The 19,340-nt window shown below is 54.6% G+C and carries 20 protein-coding genes; 5 read left to right on the top strand and 15 right to left on the bottom strand.

Going from position 1 to position 19,340, the window contains the following annotated elements:
• Positions 1-22 precede the first annotated feature (22 nt).
• The 4 genes from WBJ47_RS06770 to WBJ47_RS06755 are packed head-to-tail and all read right to left on the bottom strand — an operon-like array spanning position 23 to position 2,410.
• Complete coding sequence (locus WBJ47_RS06770; protein WP_422244642.1) at positions 23-514, bottom strand: peroxiredoxin family protein; 492 nt, start codon at positions 512-514, stop codon at positions 23-25.
• The gene (locus tag WBJ47_RS06765) at positions 511-1,263 is read right to left on the bottom strand and encodes a BON domain-containing protein (protein WP_422244643.1); all 753 of its coding nucleotides are present in this window, start codon (positions 1,261-1,263) and stop codon (positions 511-513) included. Before WBJ47_RS06765 ends, WBJ47_RS06770 begins: the two co-directional genes overlap by 4 nt.
• On the bottom strand, positions 1,260-1,853 hold the full coding sequence (locus WBJ47_RS06760) for a phosphoheptose isomerase (protein ID WP_422244645.1): 594 nt from the start codon (positions 1,851-1,853) through the stop codon (positions 1,260-1,262). Before WBJ47_RS06760 ends, WBJ47_RS06765 begins: the two co-directional genes overlap by 4 nt.
• Positions 1,854-1,885: 32 nt before the next feature.
• A complete protein-coding gene (locus tag WBJ47_RS06755; RefSeq protein WP_422244647.1) occupies positions 1,886-2,410 on the bottom strand; it encodes a YraN family protein in 525 nt (174 codons plus the stop codon).
• A 75-nt stretch (positions 2,411-2,485) separates the two neighbouring features.
• Between WBJ47_RS06755 and rsmI the strand changes: the two genes are divergently transcribed.
• Positions 2,486-3,430: a 16S rRNA (cytidine(1402)-2'-O)-methyltransferase gene (gene rsmI, locus WBJ47_RS06750; RefSeq protein WP_422244705.1), complete on the top strand. Its 945-nt coding sequence runs from the start codon at positions 2,486-2,488 to the stop codon at positions 3,428-3,430.
• Between the two features lie 7 nt (positions 3,431-3,437).
• Here the strand turns inward: rsmI and WBJ47_RS06745 are convergent, their stop codons facing one another.
• The 10 genes from WBJ47_RS06745 to WBJ47_RS06700 form a co-directional block, all read right to left on the bottom strand.
• The gene (locus WBJ47_RS06745; protein ID WP_422244648.1) at positions 3,438-4,397 is read right to left on the bottom strand and encodes a septal ring lytic transglycosylase RlpA family protein; all 960 of its coding nucleotides are present in this window, start codon (positions 4,395-4,397) and stop codon (positions 3,438-3,440) included.
• Positions 4,394-5,269 (bottom strand): RNase adapter RapZ, encoded by an 876-nt coding sequence (gene rapZ / locus WBJ47_RS06740; RefSeq protein ID WP_422244649.1) that lies wholly within the window; start codon positions 5,267-5,269, stop codon positions 4,394-4,396. The genes WBJ47_RS06745 and rapZ overlap by 4 nt, the downstream gene beginning before the upstream one ends.
• A 1-nt stretch (position 5,270) precedes the next feature.
• Complete coding sequence (hprK, locus tag WBJ47_RS06735) at positions 5,271-6,197, bottom strand: HPr(Ser) kinase/phosphatase (protein WP_422244651.1); 927 nt, start codon at positions 6,195-6,197, stop codon at positions 5,271-5,273.
• Between the two features lie 42 nt (positions 6,198-6,239).
• Positions 6,240-6,695, bottom strand: a complete 456-nt coding sequence (locus tag WBJ47_RS06730; protein ID WP_422244653.1) for a PTS sugar transporter subunit IIA — start codon at positions 6,693-6,695, stop codon at positions 6,240-6,242.
• 122 nt (positions 6,696-6,817) lie between these two features.
• A complete protein-coding gene (hpf, locus tag WBJ47_RS06725) occupies positions 6,818-7,144 on the bottom strand; it encodes a ribosome hibernation-promoting factor, HPF/YfiA family (RefSeq protein WP_422244655.1) in 327 nt (108 codons plus the stop codon).
• Positions 7,145-7,358: 214 nt separating this feature from the next.
• Entirely contained in the window at positions 7,359-8,150 is a 792-nt protein-coding gene (gene lptB, locus WBJ47_RS06720) for an LPS export ABC transporter ATP-binding protein (RefSeq protein ID WP_422244656.1), read from the bottom strand.
• Between the two features lie 10 nt (positions 8,151-8,160).
• Positions 8,161-8,823 (bottom strand): lipopolysaccharide transport periplasmic protein LptA, encoded by a 663-nt coding sequence (gene lptA / locus WBJ47_RS06715; RefSeq protein ID WP_422244657.1) that lies wholly within the window; start codon positions 8,821-8,823, stop codon positions 8,161-8,163.
• Complete coding sequence (gene lptC / locus WBJ47_RS06710) at positions 8,820-9,437, bottom strand: LPS export ABC transporter periplasmic protein LptC (protein ID WP_422244658.1); 618 nt, start codon at positions 9,435-9,437, stop codon at positions 8,820-8,822. The genes lptA and lptC overlap by 4 nt, the downstream gene beginning before the upstream one ends.
• Before the next feature lie 10 nt (positions 9,438-9,447).
• A complete protein-coding gene (locus tag WBJ47_RS06705; RefSeq protein WP_422244660.1) occupies positions 9,448-10,047 on the bottom strand; it encodes a KdsC family phosphatase in 600 nt (199 codons plus the stop codon).
• 11 nt (positions 10,048-10,058) lie between these two features.
• The gene (locus WBJ47_RS06700; RefSeq protein ID WP_422244662.1) at positions 10,059-11,114 is read right to left on the bottom strand and encodes a KpsF/GutQ family sugar-phosphate isomerase; all 1,056 of its coding nucleotides are present in this window, start codon (positions 11,112-11,114) and stop codon (positions 10,059-10,061) included.
• A gap of 126 nt (positions 11,115-11,240) precedes the next feature.
• On the opposite strand from WBJ47_RS06700, the gene purT reads away from it, so the two are divergent.
• The gene (gene purT / locus WBJ47_RS06695) at positions 11,241-12,485 is read left to right on the top strand and encodes a formate-dependent phosphoribosylglycinamide formyltransferase (protein WP_422244707.1); all 1,245 of its coding nucleotides are present in this window, start codon (positions 11,241-11,243) and stop codon (positions 12,483-12,485) included.
• Positions 12,486-12,531: 46 nt separating this feature from the next.
• A complete protein-coding gene (locus tag WBJ47_RS06690) occupies positions 12,532-13,098 on the top strand; it encodes an adenine phosphoribosyltransferase (RefSeq protein WP_422244663.1) in 567 nt (188 codons plus the stop codon).
• Positions 13,099-13,123: 25 nt separating this feature from the next.
• Here the strand turns inward: WBJ47_RS06690 and ilvA are convergent, their stop codons facing one another.
• Entirely contained in the window at positions 13,124-14,632 is a 1,509-nt protein-coding gene (gene ilvA, locus WBJ47_RS06685; protein ID WP_422244665.1) for a threonine ammonia-lyase, biosynthetic, read from the bottom strand.
• Positions 14,633-14,729: 97 nt separating this feature from the next.
• Between ilvA and WBJ47_RS06680 the strand changes: the two genes are divergently transcribed.
• Positions 14,730-15,245, top strand: coding sequence for a YqaA family protein (locus WBJ47_RS06680; RefSeq protein ID WP_422244708.1), 516 nt, complete (start codon positions 14,730-14,732; stop codon positions 15,243-15,245).
• Positions 15,246-15,341: 96 nt separating this feature from the next.
• Entirely contained in the window at positions 15,342-19,280 is a 3,939-nt protein-coding gene (locus WBJ47_RS06675) for a DUF3683 domain-containing protein (protein WP_422244666.1), read from the top strand.
• Positions 19,281-19,340 lie beyond the last annotated feature (60 nt).

The raw sequence follows: 19,340 nt of genomic DNA, 5'->3' as shown, positions 1-19,340 counted from the left end.
GATCATTTTTAAAGAGGCGAGATTAGCCCGCCAAGGCTTTTTCAATAGACTTGCGAAATTCGGTTTTGTCATAGAGACCCAAATACCGCTTGATGATATTGCCATTTTTATCAATCAAGAAAGCAGTGGGTGTTAGTTTGACGTCACCGAAAGCTTTTGCGACCTTGCCCTGTGTATCCAGCGCAACAGTAAAGGGAAGTTTGCGCGTTTCAACAAAGTTGATCACATAGTTGGCCGGATCGTACTGCATGGCAACCGCAATGATGTCAAAACCCTTCGCGTTATACTCATCGTAATTGGCAATGTTGTCAGGCATCTGAGCGACACAGCTCACACAGCTTGTCGCCCAGAACTTCACCAATACAACCTTGCCGCGCAGCTCAGAAAGTTTGATCTGCTGGCCTGTCAGGGTCGTAAAAGTGACTTCTGGTGCAGGCGTGGCGCGGGCGCTGATCCACCACGCCGTCAGCCCCCCTATTGCGGCCAATAAAACAAGAGCGACTAGTTTTTTCATTGGATAGGAATTGCCTGCACACCACCAGCAGGTGGAGTATCCCCACTCATTCCGCCTGTGCTGCTTGATGGGGTTTCGCCAAGCGGAGTCGTGGAAGTGTTGCTAGCGCTGCTGCCGCCACGCGCCGCATCGTCCAGTCGTTTGGCATCCGCAGGTGTAATGATCTGGAATAGTTTTTCAACGCGTTTGACACCGCTGACTTGTGAGGCGGCTTTGGCGGCCAAATCACCTTCTTGTTGTGTCACAAGACCCATGAGATACACCACGCTTCGGTCTGTCGTGACGACAATCGTACGTGAAGGAATGCCTTTGGTGGTGGCCAAGCTTGTCATGACCTTGGACGTGATCCAGATGTCGTTGCTGACAACGCCAAAGGAGGCCAATTGTTTAACAACGTCGATTTGGTTGGACACCGATTTGACGTTCTCAACTTTGCGCGCGATTTCGGTTGCTTTGTTTTTAAATTCGCTACTGATCGTATCGCCTGTTAGCAACACGACGCCATCGTAAACGGTGACACTTGCTCTGACGGCATCGCCAAAGTCGGCACGGAATTGACCACCAATTTTGAGCTCAATCGACTTGTCCTCGACTTGTTCGCCAACTGTGCGGCGATCAACGACGACGACACCTGTGGTGGCTGCGGCACCGCCAATCAGAAGTGGGACGCACGCGGTCAATGTGGATCCAGCACCAAGAAGTGCAGCGCAAAGGATCAAGGGACGAAGGAATTGTCGATTTAGACTCATGCGGGGTCTCCAAGTAATAGGGTGTCGATACCATCACACAAAATGTGTAGCAGCAAGATATGAACTTCCTGGATGCGCATCGTGCGGTCGTGCGGAACACACAGGTGAATATCGTGGTCGAGCAACTGGTCCTTGATCTGTCCGCCGCCTTTGCCTGTCAGGGCAATTACGCGCATTTCGCGTTCGTGCGCGGCTTGAATCGCGAGCTGGACGTTTGCCGAGTTTCCGCTGGTGGAAATTGCAACCAGTACGTCTCCGGGCTGCCCCAGCGCGCTGACTTGGCGCGCGAAGATCTGATCAAAACCGTAGTCGTTGCCAACCGCTGTCATGATGGACGTGTCGGTGTTGAGTGCGACGCCCGCCAAGGGAAGTCGATCGCGTTCAAAGCGACCCACAAGCTCCGCGATAAAGTGCTGGGCATCTGCGGCAGAGCCGCCATTGCCGCAGGCTAGAATTTTTGCATTGTTGGTGACACAGCCAAAACAAAGGTCAATCGCAAGTGAAATAGGCTTGGCGAGTGTTTCCATGCTGCGACGGGTCGCGGCGATGTTGTCCTCAAAATGGGCGGCAAGGTGGTTGGCAAGATCCATGGCAATCAACAAGTTCGAGAAGCTTAATTATCTCACTTATCTTGGCTCAGGCGCACGGCGTCACGGTGCCATGTCAAGGTGTTCTGCTCGAAAGTGGCAAGGTCGATACGGCAAAGTGGCATTTTGCCAGCAAAGGCGGTTTTGACCATTTTGGGTAACCACCAGTCAATCGCTTTCATGAGCCGAGCTTGCTTGGCCCGGGTGATGCTAGCTGCGGCCCCGCCAAAGCGCTTACTGGCGCGATAGCGCACCTCAACAAACACAAGTGTTTGTCCGTCACGCACGACAAGGTCGAGTTCGCCAACGGGGCAGCGGAGCTGTTTGCCAAGCAGGCTGCAGCCTGCTTGGCTGAGTGCCTCCCAGGCAAGTGCCTCGTAGCGGTCTCCGATCTGTTGACTCGGGCTGCGATCGGGATATGAGGGCACCGCGGCGAGGGCATTTTTTTTGCTTTTAAGGGCAAGACGGCGTTTTTTGCGTTGTCTGGCGAGAATTGCGCGCTTTTGGGCCGCTTGCGCAATCGTAAAGGCTGTTGGGTCAGTGAGGGCGGGAGGGATCATGAGGGAATCGGACGCGTGACGGAGTGTGAGTTGACGGTCTACACTGACACAATGAATGATGTCAGCCAATCCGGAATGTCCGAAAAAATCCTCCCAGACTCGTCTCCCGAAGCATGGGGCCGTGTCAGCGAACGCATGGAAGGTCAGCAGTGGCCCACCCATGCGCTGTATGTTGTGGCGACGCCCATCGGCAATTTAGGCGATTTGAGCTTGCGCGCTTGGCACGCCCTGAATAGGGCAGACGTCATTGCGGCGGAAGACACGCGGGCAAGCAGAAACTTGCTAGAAGCCTGGGGGATCGGCACACCACTGATGGCAGCGCATCGCCACAATGAAATGAGTGCGGCCGCAGATATTGTCAGTCGTATTCAGTCTGGGCAGCGAGTCGCACTCGTGTCAGACGCAGGTTCACCTGCTGTGAGTGACCCAGGCGGATTAGTGGTGCAAGCCGTTAGAAATGCGGGAATGCGAGTGATTCCTTTGCCTGGCGCGAGCGCATTGATCACGGCGCTGATGGCGACGGGTGTCACGACGGATGCGTCTCCCGGTTTTGTTTTTGCGGGCTTTGCGCCAACTAAATCTACTGCGAGGCAGCGTTGGTTCCGGCAGTGGACGCAGTTGCCCGCCGCGACAGTTTTTTATGAGGCTCCTCACCGAATTGTTGCCAGTGCAAGTGATGCGCTTGCGGTGCTCGGACCCTCACGTGCAGTGACGTTTGCGCGCGAACTGACCAAACGATTTGAGGAGCTTGCCACCATGCCGCTTGCTGACGCGGCGGCATGGTTGGTTGCAGACCCGCACAGAGAACAGGGCGAATATGTGGTGATTATTCATCCTCAGGCGCTCATGCAGACCGAGGAGCTTGACGTAGAGGAGAGTGCCTCTGTAGACGCATGGCTGGATGCTCTGCTTGAAACGATGTCCGTGCGTGATGTGGCACGTATCGCGGCAAAAGCGACCGGACAGCCGCGAGATGCTTTATATGCTCGCGCCTTGGCGCGCAAGGCGCAGCGCGAATAGCGCCGGCCTATTGCGCAGAAAGTGTTGTGGACAGCCCCGTGTTGTCTCTTAAGCGTTCGCTTGCTTGGGATGCGGCCTCTCTGTTGGCAAATGGGCCAATGCGGACGCGATACAAGTTGCTTGAGCTTTGTTCGATTTTGATTGAGGCGCCGAGATCGGGTGGGACTTTTCCGTTGAGATCTGTCGCCATGGATTGCGCGCGTGCAGGATCGCTAAAGGCGCCTGCTTGTAAATAAAACCCTCTAGGACTGATTGTGTCGACCTGCATGTTTGAGGAGGCCATTGCAACAGGAGTCTGCGCGCGCGTGGGGGTCTGGGAGGGTGTGACAGGCGCGGGCGTTTGAGTCTGCTGTGCGACCATCGGTGCAGATGTGGTGGGTGCAGGAGATGCCGCTGTAGGTGCCTGGGCGCGCCAACCACGAATTTCCTCGGGCATGATGCGCTCGACAATGACCTCTGCGCTGCCAGGTGCGACTACGCCGAGCTTGTAGGCGGCAACGTAGGATAAATCAATCACCCTGCTGGCGAGAAAAGGACCGCGGTCGTTGACCCGCAACACAACGGTTTTTCCAGTGGACACGCGCGTGACGCGAACATAGCTTGGGATCGGTAAGGTCGGATGTGCAGCGGTCATGCCGTACATGTCGTAGCGTTCACCATTCGAGGTCGGTTTGCCATGAAATTTACGACCATACCAAGAAGCGCGGCCCTGCACACGGTAGGGCCGGCCGCTTGTGTCAGGCGTGAAGCTTTTGCCAAGCGCCGTGTAGGGACGATTTGGACCCCGCGCGAGTGGTTCAATTTTTGGCACAGCATCTGGGACACGATCAAGATCCGCGGGTGGGTTGTCACCCGGTCCGTCATCTTTATAGTAGCCACCACCCTTGCGTGAGCCGCAGGCTGCGATAAGTCCGCAAAGCAAACAAATGCTCAGGATACGCAAGAGGTGGGACAGGCGAGTCGTCATCCAGAAATCTCGGGTTGATGGCGATGGCGAACAAGAAGGTGTTGCTGAGCAGCAAAACGTATCGCGAGCGATTCGACAACGTAGACAGAGCGGTGCTTGCCGCCCGTACAGCCAATCGCGATCGTGAGATAGCTTCGCGTATCTTCGGTGTAACGCGGTAGCCATTTACGGATAAAGCCCTCAATGTCCCCAATCATATTTTCGACATCAGCAAAACTCTTGAGCCAGTTTGCGACAGGCTGATCTTTGCCGGTTAAGGGGCGCAAGGCAGGATCGTAGTGGGGGTTAGGCAGGCATCGCACATCAAACACTAAATCAGCATCACGCGGCACGCCTTCTTTGAAGGCAAATGATTCAAAGGTCAGAAGCAGCGGAGTGCGATCGGCACGAATGAGATCTCTTATCCAGGCGCGTAGCTGCCCAGGCATCAGTCCGGACGTATCAATGACGTGACCTAGGTCGCGAAGATCGCTGAGTTGATCGCGCTCCATTTGGATACACTCTTCGAGCGAGGCACTTAAGCCGTTTTCTGTGAGTCTTTCCGCCAAAGGATGACGCCTGCGTGACTCAGAGTAACGATGCACCAGCGTTTCGTTGTCTGCATCTAAAAATATCAAGCGAAACTCGGTATGCGCCGCCTTTAAAGCGCCAATAACGGCGGGCATTTCTGCCAACTCGCCTGGAGACCGTATATCGATGGCAACGGCAACGCGCTTTGCCGCATCGTCACGCATGGAAGTAATGAATTCTTGGAGAAACTTGAGCGGCAAATTGTCGACGCAAACATAGCCTGCGTCTTCGAGCATACGCAGCGCAACGGATTTGCCTGAGCCTGAGATTCCCGTCAGCAAGACGACTTTGAGTTGTGGCATGTCAATCCTGACCTTGCGCGATCGCAGCGGATTGACGTTCCATAAATTCGGCGAGGGTATCAATACCCCGCAGCTTAAGTATTGTGTTGCGGACAGCTGCTTCAACGAGTACGGCCAAGTTACGACCAGCAGCGACTTGTAGCATCACTTTACGAATTGGACAGCCCAACATGTCTTGTGTCATGTCTTGCAGCGGAAGACGTTCAAACTTGTCTTGAGCGGTGGCGCGGACCAGATGCACGATGAGCTTGAGTTTCATCTTGCGCCGCACCGAGGTTTCGCCAAAAATTGTTCGGATATTCAGAAGTCCCAAGCCGCGCACCTCGAGCATATTGCGCAAGAGCTCTGGGCAGTGTCCATCAATTGCGTGGGGTGCCGTACGCGATAACTCGACGGCATCATCCGCGACCAAACCATGACCGCGAGAGATCAACTCCAGTGCGAGCTCGCTTTTACCTAGCCCAGACTCTCCCGTAATCAGTACGCCGAGCCCCAGTACATCCATAAACACGCCGTGCACCGTCGTGGTGGGTGCGAGCCGTCGGCTGAGGTAGATGCGTAGCAGGTCAATCAGTTCTGCGGCAGGAACGGCGGTGGATAACAGCGGGACATGGCTATTTTCGCAATTGTGAATGAGGTCTTCTGTGGCGGCAAGGTTGTCGGCGAGGAGGATCGCTGGAACGCCGCCTGCGAGCAACTCTTCGAGATGGTGTACCCGTCGGCGACTATCAAAGCGAGTGTAGTAGTCCATTTCTTCGCGACCAAATACCTGGATGCGAGAAGGGTGAATCAGGTTGAGGTGGCCGATCAGGTCAGCCGCGGCCATGCCGTTGTCAGGAATCAGGCGGTCTGCGGCGGACTGGCCGGCGACCCATTTGAAACAAATGTCATCGACGTTGTCATTTACAAGGTCCTGCACCGTCAGCATAGCGGCTCCAGAGTGGTGGGAAGATACCGGTCAGACAGGCGTTCAGGCTTGGCCAGTCGTCAAAAGTTGTTGTACAACACTTGGGTCGATTTCTGTCAGAAGGCGCTTTCTAAGCGCTGCATCGGAGAGGCGTTGAGCAACTTCTGCCAGTATATCGAGATGTTGTTGCGTTTCAGCTTCGGGCGCAATGAGAAAAAGTAATTGGCTGACAGGCTCGCGATCAGGCGCATCGAAGGCAATCGGCCGGACAAGCCTAAAGAAGGCCGCCGCCGGATGCTTGATCCCCTTGACTCGGCCATGCGGGACGGCGATGCCGCCTCCCAGACCTGTTGAGCCTAAGCGTTCGCGATTAAACAAACTTTCAAAAACGGCCGCACGCTCAATCCCGTCGTTATTTTCAAATAACAGGCTCGCCTGCTCGAAGGCGCGCTTTTTGCTGGTGACAGCGAGATCGAGCACGATATTGCGTATTGGCAAAATGCGTGACAAAAGTTTCATGCGGACAATTATATGCTGCAGTGCAGCCTAGCAAGGAGAGCTTTTTACAGAGTAGGGATACAAAAATGCCCACCACAAGGGCAGGCATTTTGGGGAACCTTGAGGGTTGTCAGGCCTTAGGTTTACGCAGTTTCAAACACCTGTCGCTTGACGGCGAGATGATGGTGATTTTGAGTGCGTGTTTTGTGTTGAAGGACCTTACGGTCAACCTTGTCAATGAGGAGGTCGATGGCTGCGTAAAGATTGTCTTCTGAAGCTTCGCAGTGGATGTCTTTGCCGCGAATGTGAAGCGTGAGTTCCGCTCGGTGTTTCAGTGGCTCGAGCGACAGGATGACCTGCGTGTCGATCACATGATCAAAGTGCCGCACAACGCGCGTCATCTTTGTTTGGATGTATTCCCGGATAGCTGGGGTGACGTCAAGATGGTGACCAGTAATGTTCAGGTTCATTGCGTACTCTCCATAAAAGGGATCTATCTATGTTCATAGACATACAGCAGTTTTATCGTCGGCAACTCCTTTTTGTTATTTCATTCATTTCAGTTTAGTGACTTGGGTGCAGAAATCAAGGGGATTAATCCCTATTTATTGCGTTTAGACAAGTCTTTCGACGTTGCGGTGCAGCAGACATGCTCGGGCAATGCTAAATAGTCTCCTATTTGGCTTACATTTTGAAGTGTTCACCCAAATACACGCGACGCACAGAGGCGTCATTGATGATGTCATCGGGCTGTCCTGTTGTCAGGACCTTACCTTCACTGATGATATAAGCGCGGTCACAAATACCTAGCGTTTCACGGACGTTGTGGTCTGTAATCAGCACGCCAATGCCCCGACTTTTGAGAAACCGCACAATCCGCTGAATCTCGATCACGGCAATCGGGTCGACGCCAGCAAAGGGTTCATCCAATAAAATAAAGCGCGGGCGAGTGGCCAGTGCGCGTGAGATCTCAACGCGCCTCCTCTCTCCACCTGACAGTGAAAGAGCGCTGTTACGGCGGATATGCGTAATTTGGAGTTCTTCAAGCAAAGCATCGAGTTGTTCCTCGATTTTCTTTGAGGAAAACTTTTTGCCGTCATGATTGATTTGTAGTTCGAGCACGGCACGAATGTTTTCTTCGACAGTGAGGCGACGAAATACTGACGCATCTTGAGGCAGATAGGACAGTCCTAACCGGGCGCGTTTGTGAATCGGCATGCTGCTGATGACGGTGTCGTCAATTTCGATCCGCCCCGCATCCGCTGCGACCAGTCCCACAATCATGTAAAAACTCGTGGTTTTACCTGCGCCGTTCGGACCAAGAAGGCCGACGACCTCGCCACTTTTGACGGAAATCGAGACGTCTTGCACCACCATACGACCACCGTAGGATTTGCGCAGACCCGTCGCAGTAAGTTGCCCGGGAGTGGCGAGCGCTGGCGTATCTGGGCTGGACGAGGCGTGCGAGGTTTGCATAAGGTAACTTTTAACGACTTGGAGAAACAACAGGGGGCGTGGCGGGCGTCAAGGCGGGCGCTGGATTGTTGGCTTGAGCGGCTCTGCAGGCTGCGATGGCGGCGTCGGTTCGAGCCTTTGGTTGCGCGACTGAGCGTACGCGACCATCTGGATTAAATGAGTCGGGACCAGAGAAGGCCTGATACACATCCGTTTTTTGGTTGTAGCGCACCTGCTGGCCGCTGACCGTATCGAAATGTTTGCCGCAAATGTAGCGTGTCACCACAGCTTGGCCAATTAAGTCGAAGGTCTCGTTTTTGCCGTCGTAGTTCGCTTTCAGTCCAACGCCTTCGAGCACCTCAAAGTTTTCGGGGCGTACTTGACGGATAAACACACGCTTGCCTGCCTCGGCGGTGGCTACGCCGTACTGGTGTCCCTCACTATCCTCGCGCATGGAGAGCGCGTCTGAGCTCAGCGTCAACAGGCCGCGTGTCATGACGACTTTGCCGGTAAAGGTGCTTTCACGTTTGGTGTCGTCGTAGCGCAGCGTGTCGGACAGAATGGTCGTGCTGGGTTCTTCGACAGGGGTGAGCGGCTGAGCTGTTGGCGTTTGTGCGTGAGCCGTGCAGCTCAGACCAAGCACGCTCAACGCGATGAGCCTGCGGATAGAAAGAAAATGACTGTTAAAAATCATGGATTCGCTCGTTGTGCAGGAGGTTCTGAACCCTCGCGCTGGTCTTTGGGGGCAATGTCGACATCGGTCGATTTGAACACGTCCAGTTGCTGTGTGGCATTGTTAAAACGCATCCCTACGCCAGTCATCTTTGACCTGCCGCTGGTCGCCACGGCAGGAAGGTCTGTATAGGCTAAATCTTTGTCCACGAGTAGGGTGATTTCTTCGCTTTGAAAGTTGAGTGGCTGGCGCTCAGCGTCACCCAGTCTGAGCAATACAGCGTCGCCACGCATCACGATTTTGTCGCCTTCATCATAAATAAAGGCGACTTTTGAGGTGGCAACCGTCAGTGGGTTTTCTTCTCTTAGGGTGTAGGCGCGGGGCGCTTGGAGTTCGTAGGATTTGTCATCGGGAAAGTGCTCCATCAGGTCACCTTCGAGACGGTGGATGACGATCCCTTTGGGGTCGGTACGTACTAAAACGACTTTTTTTGCCCAAGTATCACGTTCATGTGTCTGACGGCTAGGTGGATCAATCTGGACTGCGCGTTGTGAGTAGTCAGCTGCCCACCAAGTCCCCATCACCAGAAGTGTGAGGATAAAAATCGAGACAACAATAGACGCGCGTTCTTTCATGGGGCTCGATTTATTGGATGACGCCCGGACCGAGGCGGCCAGGCTGGAAAAAATGACCTAAGCGACCTTGAGACGCCAGAATCAAGTCACAGCATTCCCGGGCAGCACCTTTGCCACCTGATTTTGTGGCGACCCAATGCGCAGCCTGTGTTATGTAAGCAGGTGCATCAGGCACGCTCGCTGCAAACCCTGCGCGCTGCATAGCCGGTAAATCAATCAGATCGTCGCCCATAAAACCTGATTCCTCAAACGTCAGGTGATAACGCGCCACCAGTTCTGTCAGGACTGCGCCCTTGTCGCGCACATTTTGCAACACATCGCCCAAGCCCAGCTCTGCAGCACGACGGTCAACAATCGGACCCTCCCGGCCGGTCACGAGTGCAACCTTGATTCCACTCGTTGCAAGCATTTTGAGGCCATGGCCGTCTAGCGCATTAAAGCGCTTGAACATCTCGCCTTGTTCGCCGTACCAAAGGCTGCCATCTGTCAGCACACCATCGACATCGAAGATCATCAGCTTGAGGCGCGCGAGGCGCTCACGCAGAGCGGCAGGGGTGCGGGCGAGCACGAGTGATTCGGCAGGATGGGGGGGGAGGTTGGGTCGATTCATCTGGAGTTGTCTCAGACCACCTTGGCGGCCATCAGGTCATGCATGTGCAGAGCGCCGAGGAGCTTGCCCTTTGCGTCAGCCACTAACATCTGGTTGAGTCGGTATTGATCCATTAAAGCCGCCGCGTCGACGGCTAAGGCTTCAGCGGAGATGTGTCGGGGATTGCGGCTCATGCCCTCGATGACACTCAGGCTACGAATGTCACCTTTGCGTTCAATCAGGCGTCGCAAGTCACCGTCGGTAAATATTCCGATGGCAGAGCCAGACGAATCTAGCACTGCGGTCATCCCCATGCCTTTGCGCGAGATTTCCTCTAGGGCCTGAAAAACGGAGGCTTCTGCTAACACTGTGGGCACAGCATCGCCGCTGCGCATGACATCTGAGACGCGCAACAGCAGGCGTCTGCCTAATGCACCACCGGGGTGGGAGCGGGCGAAGTCTTCATGGTTAAAGCCGCGTGCTTCGAGGCATGCAACGGCGAGCGCGTCGCCCAGTGCGAGTGCGGTCGTGGTGCTGGAGGTGGGTGCGAGATTGAGGGGGCACGCTTCTTGAGAAACAGTAATGTTGAGATGAATCTCGGCCAAGCGGGCGAGCTCGGATTGCTCGTTACCAGTCAGGGCAATGACTTTTACCCCGAGTCGGTGCGCAGCAGGCAGGATAGTGAGCATTTCCTGGCCTGTGCCTGAATATGAAAGGGCGATGAGCAAGTCTTGTCCGCCGAGCATGCCAATATCACCATGAATGGCCTCGGCGGCATGCAGAAAAAAAGACGGAGTCCCGGTCGAGGCAAACGTGGCTGCAATTTTGCGCGCGATGTGTCCCGTTTTGCCAAGCCCACACACGACGACCCTGCCAGTGCAAGCCAGGATGAGTTCGACAGCGTGCGCAAATTGACCGTTCAAACGGTCCCGAAGCTCAAGAATCGCGTGCGCTTCAAGCGTAAGGGTGCGCTGAGCTGAGGCGAGCGCAGCTTCAGCTGTCAGGGCTGTATGAGGTCCGGCGCCAGGCGCGGTGGGCGCGGCGGACACTACGGGCGTCTGGGTTTTTAAAGGCGGTATAGAAGGCATGCCTTAAGTTTAAACGTTTCGGACGCGCCATGCGGCTTTTCGCTGCGGTTGCGTCGGGTAGCGCGCTGTGGCACTCTGACGCCTCTTTTCTTTGTTCCCTCTTTTGGATTCTCCATGACAACGCCCATGAATGTCTCCTCGACATCCCCTGTAGCAGCCCTCGCGCCCTATGCCGCGGTTTTTGGTACTCCTTTGTCAGGCGCCGCGCTTAGAGTGATGTTGCTGGGCGCCGGGGAGTTAGGCAAAGAGGTCATTTTGGCTCTCCAGCGCTTAGGGGTTGAGGTGATTGCGGTGGATCGGTACGCCGATGCCCCTGGTCAGCAGGTTGCGCACAGGGCGTATGTGGTGGCGATGACGGACAAGGCGGCTTTGCGTGCTGTGATTGAAAAGGAGCAGCCTCACCTGATCGTGCCCGAAATCGAGGCGATCGCAACGGACTTGTTGGTGGAGTTGGAGGCGACAGGAGCGGTTCGCGTCACCCCAACCGCACGCGCGGCGCAGCTCACCATGAATCGTGAAGGCATTCGTCGGCTTGCGGCTGAGACGCTTGGCCTGCCAACCTCCCCTTATCAGTTTGCGGACTCATTAGACTCACTGGCCAAGGCCACGACCGTCGTAGGTTTTCCCTGTTTGGTCAAGCCCGTCATGTCTTCTTCTGGAAAAGGACAGTCGGTACTCAGAGGCCCGGAGGATATTGAAACTGCCTGGAATATCGCCAAAGAAGGCGCCCGTGTTGAGGGCAGCAGGATCATTGTCGAAGGGTTTATTGATTTTGAGTACGAAATTACCTTGTTGACGGTCCGCGCGCGCAGCGCTGATGGCAAAGTGGAAACGCATTTTTGCGAGCCGATTGGACACTTGCAGGTTGGTGGCGATTATGTTGAAAGCTGGCAGCCACAGCCGATGTCGGCGCGGGCACTGGAGCGTGCGCAGCAAATCGCCCGTGACGTGACTGACAACCTTGGCGGACAAGGATTGTTTGGGGTGGAGTTATTTGTTTCGGGGGATCAGGTCTGGTTTTCAGAGGTCAGCCCACGTCCGCACGACACAGGCTTGGTGACCTTGGTTTCTCAGATGCAAAGCGAATTTGAGCTTCACGCACGAGCCTTGCTGGGCTTGCCAGTGGACACAACACTGCGTGCTCCGGCGGCCAGCAGCGTGATTTATGGCGGTTTGGATGCAAAGGCAGTGCGGTACGAAGGGGTCGCAGAGGCGTTAAGGGAGCCAGGGACAGATTTGCGCTTGTTCGGCAAGCCCGAGTCCTTTATTAAGCGCCGGATGGGGGTAGGTTTGGCAACCGATGTTTCGGTCGATGCAGCCCGAGCAAAGGCATTGAGAGTTTCTGGGGCTGTTCGGGTGAAAGCCGCTTAAACTAATTAATCTTGTAACCGGATCACCCCATGCGGAGCGACATCCAATGATTATGCCCATCATTCCCCCCTATCAGGATGCGATGGAAGTCGTGCGAGGGCTGATCAGGACTGTTCCGGATTGGCCTAAGCCTGGCGTCATGTTTCGCGACATCACGCCGCTGCTGCAAGACCCAAGAGCATTTCGGGCATTAATCGATATTTTTGTCTATCGCCACATGCGCCAGCGTATTGACTTGGTGGTGGGGATTGATGCACGGGGATTCATTTTTGGCAGTGCACTAGCGTATGCCTTGGGTGTTGGCTTTGCACCGGTTCGCAAAGAAGGCAAGCTACCTCACAAAACAGTGGCGCAAGCTTACAGTCTTGAGTATGGCGACGCCACGGTAGAGGTCCATCAAGATGCGGTCAAACCCGGGCAGCGAGTGCTGTTGGTAGATGACTTGGTCGCGACGGGGGGCACCATGCTGGCCGCTATTAAGCTGCTGCAATTACTTGGGGGCAATGTCGTCGAGGCGGCGGCCATCATTGATCTGCCAGATCTTGGCGGGTCTGCGAAAATCGCCGCAACCGACACACCGTTTTTTAGTGTGTGTCAATTTAGCGGCGATTAAGTGACGCTCTGGAAACGCTGCGGCCTTATAAGAACAATTTGTAAGCCGGGTTTTCTGATTCGTTCCAATAAGGATACCCAACCTCTTCAAGAAAGGCTTTAAACGCCTTTTTGCTACCTGTTGGAACCTGGATACCAATCAGAATCTGACCATAGTCAGCGCCTTGATTGCGATAATGAAACAAACTGATGTTCCATTCGGGTTTCATCGAATTTAGAAAACGCATCAGCGCCCCAGGGCGCTCGGGAAACTCAAAACGGTAGAGAAGCTCCTGACCCGCAAGGTTGGAGCGCCCACCCACCATGTGGCGCAAATGCGTTTTCGCCATTTCATCATGGGTGAGATCAAGCGTGTCAAAACCGTGTTTGCGGAAATTGTTGGCGATTTTGTCGGGCTCTGCCAAGCTTGAAACTTGAATACCCACAAAAACGTAAGCAGAGGTGGAGTCAGAAATACGATAGTTGAATTCGGTGACATTACGGTTGCCGACGAGCTCACAAAAAGCCCTGAAACTTCCTCTTTGCTCTGGCAGTGTGACGGCAAAGATAGCCTCGCGTGCCTCGCCGACTTCGGCCCGTTCTGCGACAAAGCGCAGTCGGTCGAAATTCATGTTGGCGCCGCAAGCAATCGCGACGAGCGTTTTGCCTTTAAGTTTGTGTTCGGTGGCGTATTGTTTGGCGCCGGCGAGTGCCAATGCCCCTGCGGGTTCCAAGACGCTGCGTGTGTCTTGAAACACATCTTTAATGGCAGCACAGATGGCATCTGTGTCAACCAGTACATAGTCATCCACGAGTTCCCGAGTGAGACGAAAGGTCTCGACACCTACTTGTTTGACGGCGGTGCCATCGGAGAAAAGTCCCACGTCGGTCAGGGTGATGCGTCGCCCTGCTTTTACGCTGCGCACCATGGCGTCGGAGTCAATCGTTTGTACGCCAATGATCTTGATTTCGGGGCGGATTTGCTTGACGTAGGCAGCAATGCCACTGATGAGTCCACCACCGCCAATGGCGACAAAAATGGCCTCGATGGGCTCGGCATGCTGGCGTAGAATTTCCATGCCGATGGTGCCTTGACCAGCAATGACGTCCGGGTCGTCAAAGGGGTGCACAAAGGTCAGTTGCTGCTTTTTTTCCAAGATGAGGGCGTGACCATACGCATCTGTAAAGCTGTCGCCGTACAGCACCACTTCGGCACCGAGCGCACGGACGGCATCAATCTTGACGCCCGGGGTGGTAGTGGGCATGACAATGACCGCCTTGCAGCCTAAGCGCTTGGCGGATAACGCAACGCCTTGAGCGTGGTTGCCCGCCGAGGCTGCGATCACGCCGCGCGCAAGCGCACTCTTGGGCAAGTGAGCCATCTTGTTGTACGCACCGCGGAGCTTAAAGCTGAAGACGGACTGGGTGTCCTCACGCTTGAGCAACACCGTGTTGCCGATTCGCTGAGAAAGCTGTTGGGCACATTCGAGCGGTGTTTCGACTGCAACGTCGTACACTTTGGAGGTAAGAATACGTCTGAGATAATCCGTGGCCATGGTCTTCCTGATTGGACATGCATACTGATCAGACATTATCCCATGCGGATCTTTTTCAGATCTAAAGCGGTTTTAGGTCGTGTTTGTTTTGTTTAGCTTGGAGCTTGCCCTGGAAGCGCTTACTCAAGAAATCTTGGCATGGCTGGCTTCGCCTGGCGTTGGGTTGCCCGCTGTTTTTACGATGAGCCTGCTGGCAGCAACGATATTGCCCGTGGGTTCTGAGCCAGTTTTGCTTGCCTATCTATCTGCGGTACCAGAGATGTTTTGGGTCGCCATCTGGGTGGCTTCTGCGGGAAATACTCTGGGCGGGCTGCTCAGTTATGGCATGGGGGCGGGCGCGCACGGTTTGTTCGGTCGCTGGCGTCGGCGGCAACAGGAGAGTGACTCAAAAGCATTGACCCCAGAGCGAGTGCGCGCGGAAAGGTGGGTCCATCGATTGGGTGCGCCTGTTTTATTGTTAGCCTGGCTGCCGGTCATCGGTGACCCGTTGTGCGCGGTAGCGGGCTGGTTGCGCCTGTCCTTCTGGCAATGCGCCATTTATATGGCCATCGGTAAGTTTGGCCGCTATCTAGTCATTGCCTGGACCTTCAAATGGGCGATTGCCCCTACTTGAGGTGCAGCGCGACCCCTCTGTTTAAAGGTTATTGGGTTTGCCCTGTTCTGATGACTTAAAATGACACTTTAAGGGCCACTAAACGAATCCGGACCTATGAACGCCCCTTTTCCAAGCCATTTGTTGCACGCCGAGCCATCACAAGACGCGCACGCGCGTTTGCGCGAAATTCCCTATAACTACACCTCCTTTTCTGATCGAGAAGTGGTGTGTCGACTGTTGGGCGATGATGCTTGGGCCTTATTGTCTGATTTGCGTGGTGAGCGCAAGACAGGGCGTTCCGCCCGCATGCTCTATGAGGTGCTGGGCGATATTTGGGTGGTGCGGCGCAATCCCTATTTGCAGGATGATTTGCTCGACAACCCAAAGCGGCGCAAGTTGCTCATTGAGGCGCTCACACACCGACTCACTGAGATTGACCGCCGTCGGATGACGGATGATGCGGGTCGCGATGAAAAAGTAGCGATGTTGCTTGAGCGCGCGCGCAGTGCTGTCAAAGCGTTCGAGGAGGAGTTCGAACGAACCGCACGCTTACGACGCCAAGTACAAAAGGTGTTGGGCAAGATCACCGCCAAGGACAACATCAAGTTTGATGGGCTGTCGCGTGTGTCGCACGTAACGGATGCTACGGATTGGCGTGTTGAGTATCCCTTTGTCGTGTTGACGCCGGATGATGAACAAGAGATCGCGGCTTTAGTGCGTGGCTGTATTGAGCTGGGGCTCACAATCGTGCCGCGCGGTGGTGGCACGGGTTACACGGGAGGCGCTATTCCGCTGACCTGGCGCTCTGCAGTCATCAACACAGAAAAGCTTGATACGCTCGGCAGCGTAGAGATGAGTGCGTTACCAGGGGTGTCCACCCAAGTCGCCACAGTGCGAGCGGGCGCAGGTGTCGTGACCAAGCGTGTGTCCGAAGCCGCCGAGGCAGCAGGCTTTGTTTTCGCGGTCGATCCAACGTCTGCGGATGCTTCCTGTGTCGGTGGCAATGTCGCGATGAACGCTGGTGGAAAAAAAGCCGTCTTGTGGGGCACTGCGCTCGACAACTTGGCTTGGTGGAGGATGGTCGACCCCGATGGCAACTGGTTAGATGTCACGCGCCTAGAGCACAACCTCGGAAAAATTCACGAGGCTGGTCAGGTTCGCTTTGAGTTGAAGTGGTCTGATGGGACTGAGCTTGCTGGCGCTCGTGTCTTGCGAACGGAGATCCTTGAGATCGACGGGACTCGGTTTCGCAAAGTAGGTCTGGGCAAAGATGTTACTGACAAGTTTCTGTCTGGCTTGCCTGGCGTACAAAAAGAAGGCTGTGATGGCTTGATCACTGCAGCGCGTTGGGTGCTGCATCGTATGCCGAGTCACACGCGTACCGTTTGTCTGGAGTTTTTTGGACAAGCGCGCGATGCGATTCCTTCAATCGTTGAAATTAAAAGCTATCTGGATACTCAGGGTCGTGCGCGTGGTGCGTTGCTGGCAGGACTCGAGCACTTAGACGAACGCTATTTGCGTGCAGTGGGCTACGCCACAAAGAGCAAACGCGGTGTGTTGCCAAAAATGGTGCTGATCGGCGACATTGTTGGGGATGATGAGGCGGCGGTTGCTCACGCAACCAGTGAAGTTGTTCGTCTGGCCAATACGCGCCATGGCGAGGGCTTCATCGCAGTCAGTGCGGACGCTCGCAAAAAATTCTGGCTTGATCGTGCACGGACCGCTGCGATCGCTCGCCACACCAACGCCTTCAAAATTAATGAAGACGTTGTGATTCCGCTTGAACGGATGGGCGAGTACACCGATCACATTGAACGGATCAATATCGAATTGTCCACGCGCAACAAACTTAAGTTGCTCGATGCCTTGCAGTCTGCGCTCGAAGGAGAGTTGCCGATTGCGAAGCTGGATCGTGGCAGTGAAGAGGGCGCCTTGCTCGAAGATTCGCTAGACGAGCGTCGTAGCCAGGCGGTTGACAGCTTGATGCGAGTGCGAGCCCGCTGGCAGTGGGTGCTTGAACATCTGGATCTTCCGCTGCGCGACGCCTTGGCTGATTTGTCCTCGCATGGACTCAGCTCGCTGGAGCGCGTATTGGTTGAGCGCTTAGGTGTGCAGCCTGACGCGCGTTTGTTTGATGTTGTGCAAGATCGTACGTTGCGCATTTCGTGGAAAGACGAGGTGCGCTGTGATCTGGCAGGTTTATTTGGTGGCACAGATTTCGCGCCCGTGATGACTGAGATGCAGGCCATTCATGATCGCGTGCTTAAAAGTCGTTTGTTCGTTGCGTTGCACATGCATGCAGGCGATGGCAACGTGCATACCAATATCCCTGTGAACTCTGACGATTACGAAATGTTGCGAGAGGCGAATGAAGCGGTCGTGCGCATCATGCAAATCGCTCGCGATTTGAACGGCGTGATCTCTGGTGAGCATGGCATTGGCTTGACGAAGTATGAGTTTCTGACTGAGGCTGAGTTATTGCCCTTCCAGGACTACAAGCGTCGCATTGATCCAAACGACCACTTCAATGCCGGAAAATTGATGCCTGGTGCAGACTTGCGTAATGCTTGGACGCCAAGTTTTGGCTTGATGGGACACGAGTCCCTGATCATGCAGCGTAGTGAGATCGGTGCGATCAGCAACTCGATTAAGGACTGTTTGCGTTGCGGTAAGTGCAAGCCAGTGTGTGCGACGCATGTGCCGCGTGCCAATCTTTTGTATTCCCCACGCAATAAGATTCTTGCAACATCGTTATTAATCGAGGCGTTTTTATACGAAGAGCAAACGCGGCGCGGCATCAGTTTGAAGCACTGGGAAGAGTTTGAAGATGTGGCCGATCACTGCACGGTCTGCCACAAGTGCTACAACCCTTGTCCTGTAGATATTGATTTCGGTGATGTTTCCATGAATATGCGCGGGCTGTTGCGCAGCATGGGACGCAAGTCTTTCAATGCAGGCACTTCGACGGCGATGTTCTTTTTGAACGCCAAAGATCCCGCAACGATTAATGCGACCCGCGTCGCGCTGGTGGGTGTGGGTTACAAGATTCAACGCATGGCGAGCGACTTGTTGTCCAGATTCGCCCGCAAGCAAACGGCCAAGCCTCCTGCAACAGTGGGTAAGGCACCCTTGCGCGAGCAGGTTGTGCACTTTATCAACAAGAAAATGCCGGGTGGTCTACCCAAGCAGGCGGCGCGTAAGTTGCTGGATATCGAAGATGCGGACTACGTGCCAATTATTCGCCCGCCTCAAGTGCCGGCAGATACTGAAGCAGTATTCTATTTTCCAGGCTGTGGCTCAGAGCGGTTGTTCTCTCAAGTGGGTTTGGCGACGCAGGCGATGTTGTGGCATGCGGGTGTGCAAACAGTCCTGCCCCCAGGCTATTTGTGTTGTGGTTACCCGCAACGTGCCAACGGCATGGACGACAAGGCCGAGCAAATCATCACGGATAATCGCGTGCTATTTCACCGCGTTGCGAACACATTGAACTATCTTGACATCAAGACCGTGGTGGTGAGTTGCGGAACGTGTTACGACCAGTTGGCAGGCTACGAGTTTGAAAAGATTTTCCCAGGCTGTCGTTTGATTGATATTCACGAATACCTGCTTGAAAAAGACATCAAGCTCGAAGGGGTTCAAGGCACGCGTTACATGTATCACGACCCCTGTCACACACCGATGAAGCTGCAGGATCCGATGAAGACTGTGCGTTCCTTGGTGGGTGATACGGCGATCAAGACAGATCGTTGCTGTGGTGAATCAGGTACTTTAGCTGTGACACGTCCTGATATCTCGACGCAAATCCGTTTCCGCAAGGAAGAAGAGCTTGTCAAGAATGATGCGACCTTACGTCAAGACGGTTTTGATGGAGAGATCAAGGTATTGACCTCGTGTCCCTCATGTTTGCAAGGCTTGTCGCGCTTCGAAGCAGATAGTGGCGCAAAGGCCGATTACATTGTGGTGGAAATGGCCAAGCATATTTTGGGCGACAACTGGCTCGAAGACTATGTCAAAAAAGCCAACGATGGCGGTATTGAACGCGTGCTTGTCTAAGCTCGCGCTCGATTGATGCCAACCGTGTTGTCAAAAAAGAGGTCGTCGCAAGACGGCCTC

Source organism: Zwartia sp. (assembly GCF_049655405.1).
GTDB lineage: Bacteria > Pseudomonadota > Gammaproteobacteria > Burkholderiales > Burkholderiaceae_B > Zwartia.
Note: the sequence above shows the minus strand (reverse complement) of the source record. Positions and strands in the feature narration are given on the sequence as shown.

Bases quoted from the DNA above. Each gene is read 5' to 3' on its own strand.
- WBJ47_RS06770 (WP_422244642.1), bottom strand. From the start codon at position 514: ATGAAAAAACTAGTCGCTCTTGTTTTATTGGCCGCAATAGGGGGGCTG.
- WBJ47_RS06765 (WP_422244643.1), bottom strand. From the start codon at position 1,263: ATGAGTCTAAATCGACAATTCCTTCGTCCCTTGATCCTTTGCGCTGCA.
- WBJ47_RS06760 (WP_422244645.1), bottom strand. From the start codon at position 1,853: ATGGATCTTGCCAACCACCTTGCCGCCCATTTTGAGGACAACATCGCC.
- WBJ47_RS06755 (WP_422244647.1), bottom strand. From the start codon at position 2,410: ATGATCCCTCCCGCCCTCACTGACCCAACAGCCTTTACGATTGCGCAA.
- rsmI (WP_422244705.1), top strand. From the start codon at position 2,486: ATGTCCGAAAAAATCCTCCCAGACTCGTCTCCCGAAGCATGGGGCCGT.
- WBJ47_RS06745 (WP_422244648.1), bottom strand. From the start codon at position 4,397: ATGACGACTCGCCTGTCCCACCTCTTGCGTATCCTGAGCATTTGTTTG.
- rapZ (WP_422244649.1), bottom strand. From the start codon at position 5,269: ATGCCACAACTCAAAGTCGTCTTGCTGACGGGAATCTCAGGCTCAGGC.
- hprK (WP_422244651.1), bottom strand. From the start codon at position 6,197: ATGCTGACGGTGCAGGACCTTGTAAATGACAACGTCGATGACATTTGT.
- WBJ47_RS06730 (WP_422244653.1), bottom strand. From the start codon at position 6,695: ATGAAACTTTTGTCACGCATTTTGCCAATACGCAATATCGTGCTCGAT.
- hpf (WP_422244655.1), bottom strand. From the start codon at position 7,144: ATGAACCTGAACATTACTGGTCACCATCTTGACGTCACCCCAGCTATC.
- lptB (WP_422244656.1), bottom strand. From the start codon at position 8,150: ATGCAAACCTCGCACGCCTCGTCCAGCCCAGATACGCCAGCGCTCGCC.
- lptA (WP_422244657.1), bottom strand. From the start codon at position 8,823: ATGATTTTTAACAGTCATTTTCTTTCTATCCGCAGGCTCATCGCGTTG.
- lptC (WP_422244658.1), bottom strand. From the start codon at position 9,437: ATGAAAGAACGCGCGTCTATTGTTGTCTCGATTTTTATCCTCACACTT.
- WBJ47_RS06705 (WP_422244660.1), bottom strand. From the start codon at position 10,047: ATGAATCGACCCAACCTCCCCCCCCATCCTGCCGAATCACTCGTGCTC.
- WBJ47_RS06700 (WP_422244662.1), bottom strand. From the start codon at position 11,114: ATGCCTTCTATACCGCCTTTAAAAACCCAGACGCCCGTAGTGTCCGCC.
- purT (WP_422244707.1), top strand. From the start codon at position 11,241: ATGAATGTCTCCTCGACATCCCCTGTAGCAGCCCTCGCGCCCTATGCC.
- WBJ47_RS06690 (WP_422244663.1), top strand. From the start codon at position 12,532: ATGATTATGCCCATCATTCCCCCCTATCAGGATGCGATGGAAGTCGTG.
- ilvA (WP_422244665.1), bottom strand. From the start codon at position 14,632: ATGGCCACGGATTATCTCAGACGTATTCTTACCTCCAAAGTGTACGAC.
- WBJ47_RS06675 (WP_422244666.1), top strand. From the start codon at position 15,342: ATGAACGCCCCTTTTCCAAGCCATTTGTTGCACGCCGAGCCATCACAA.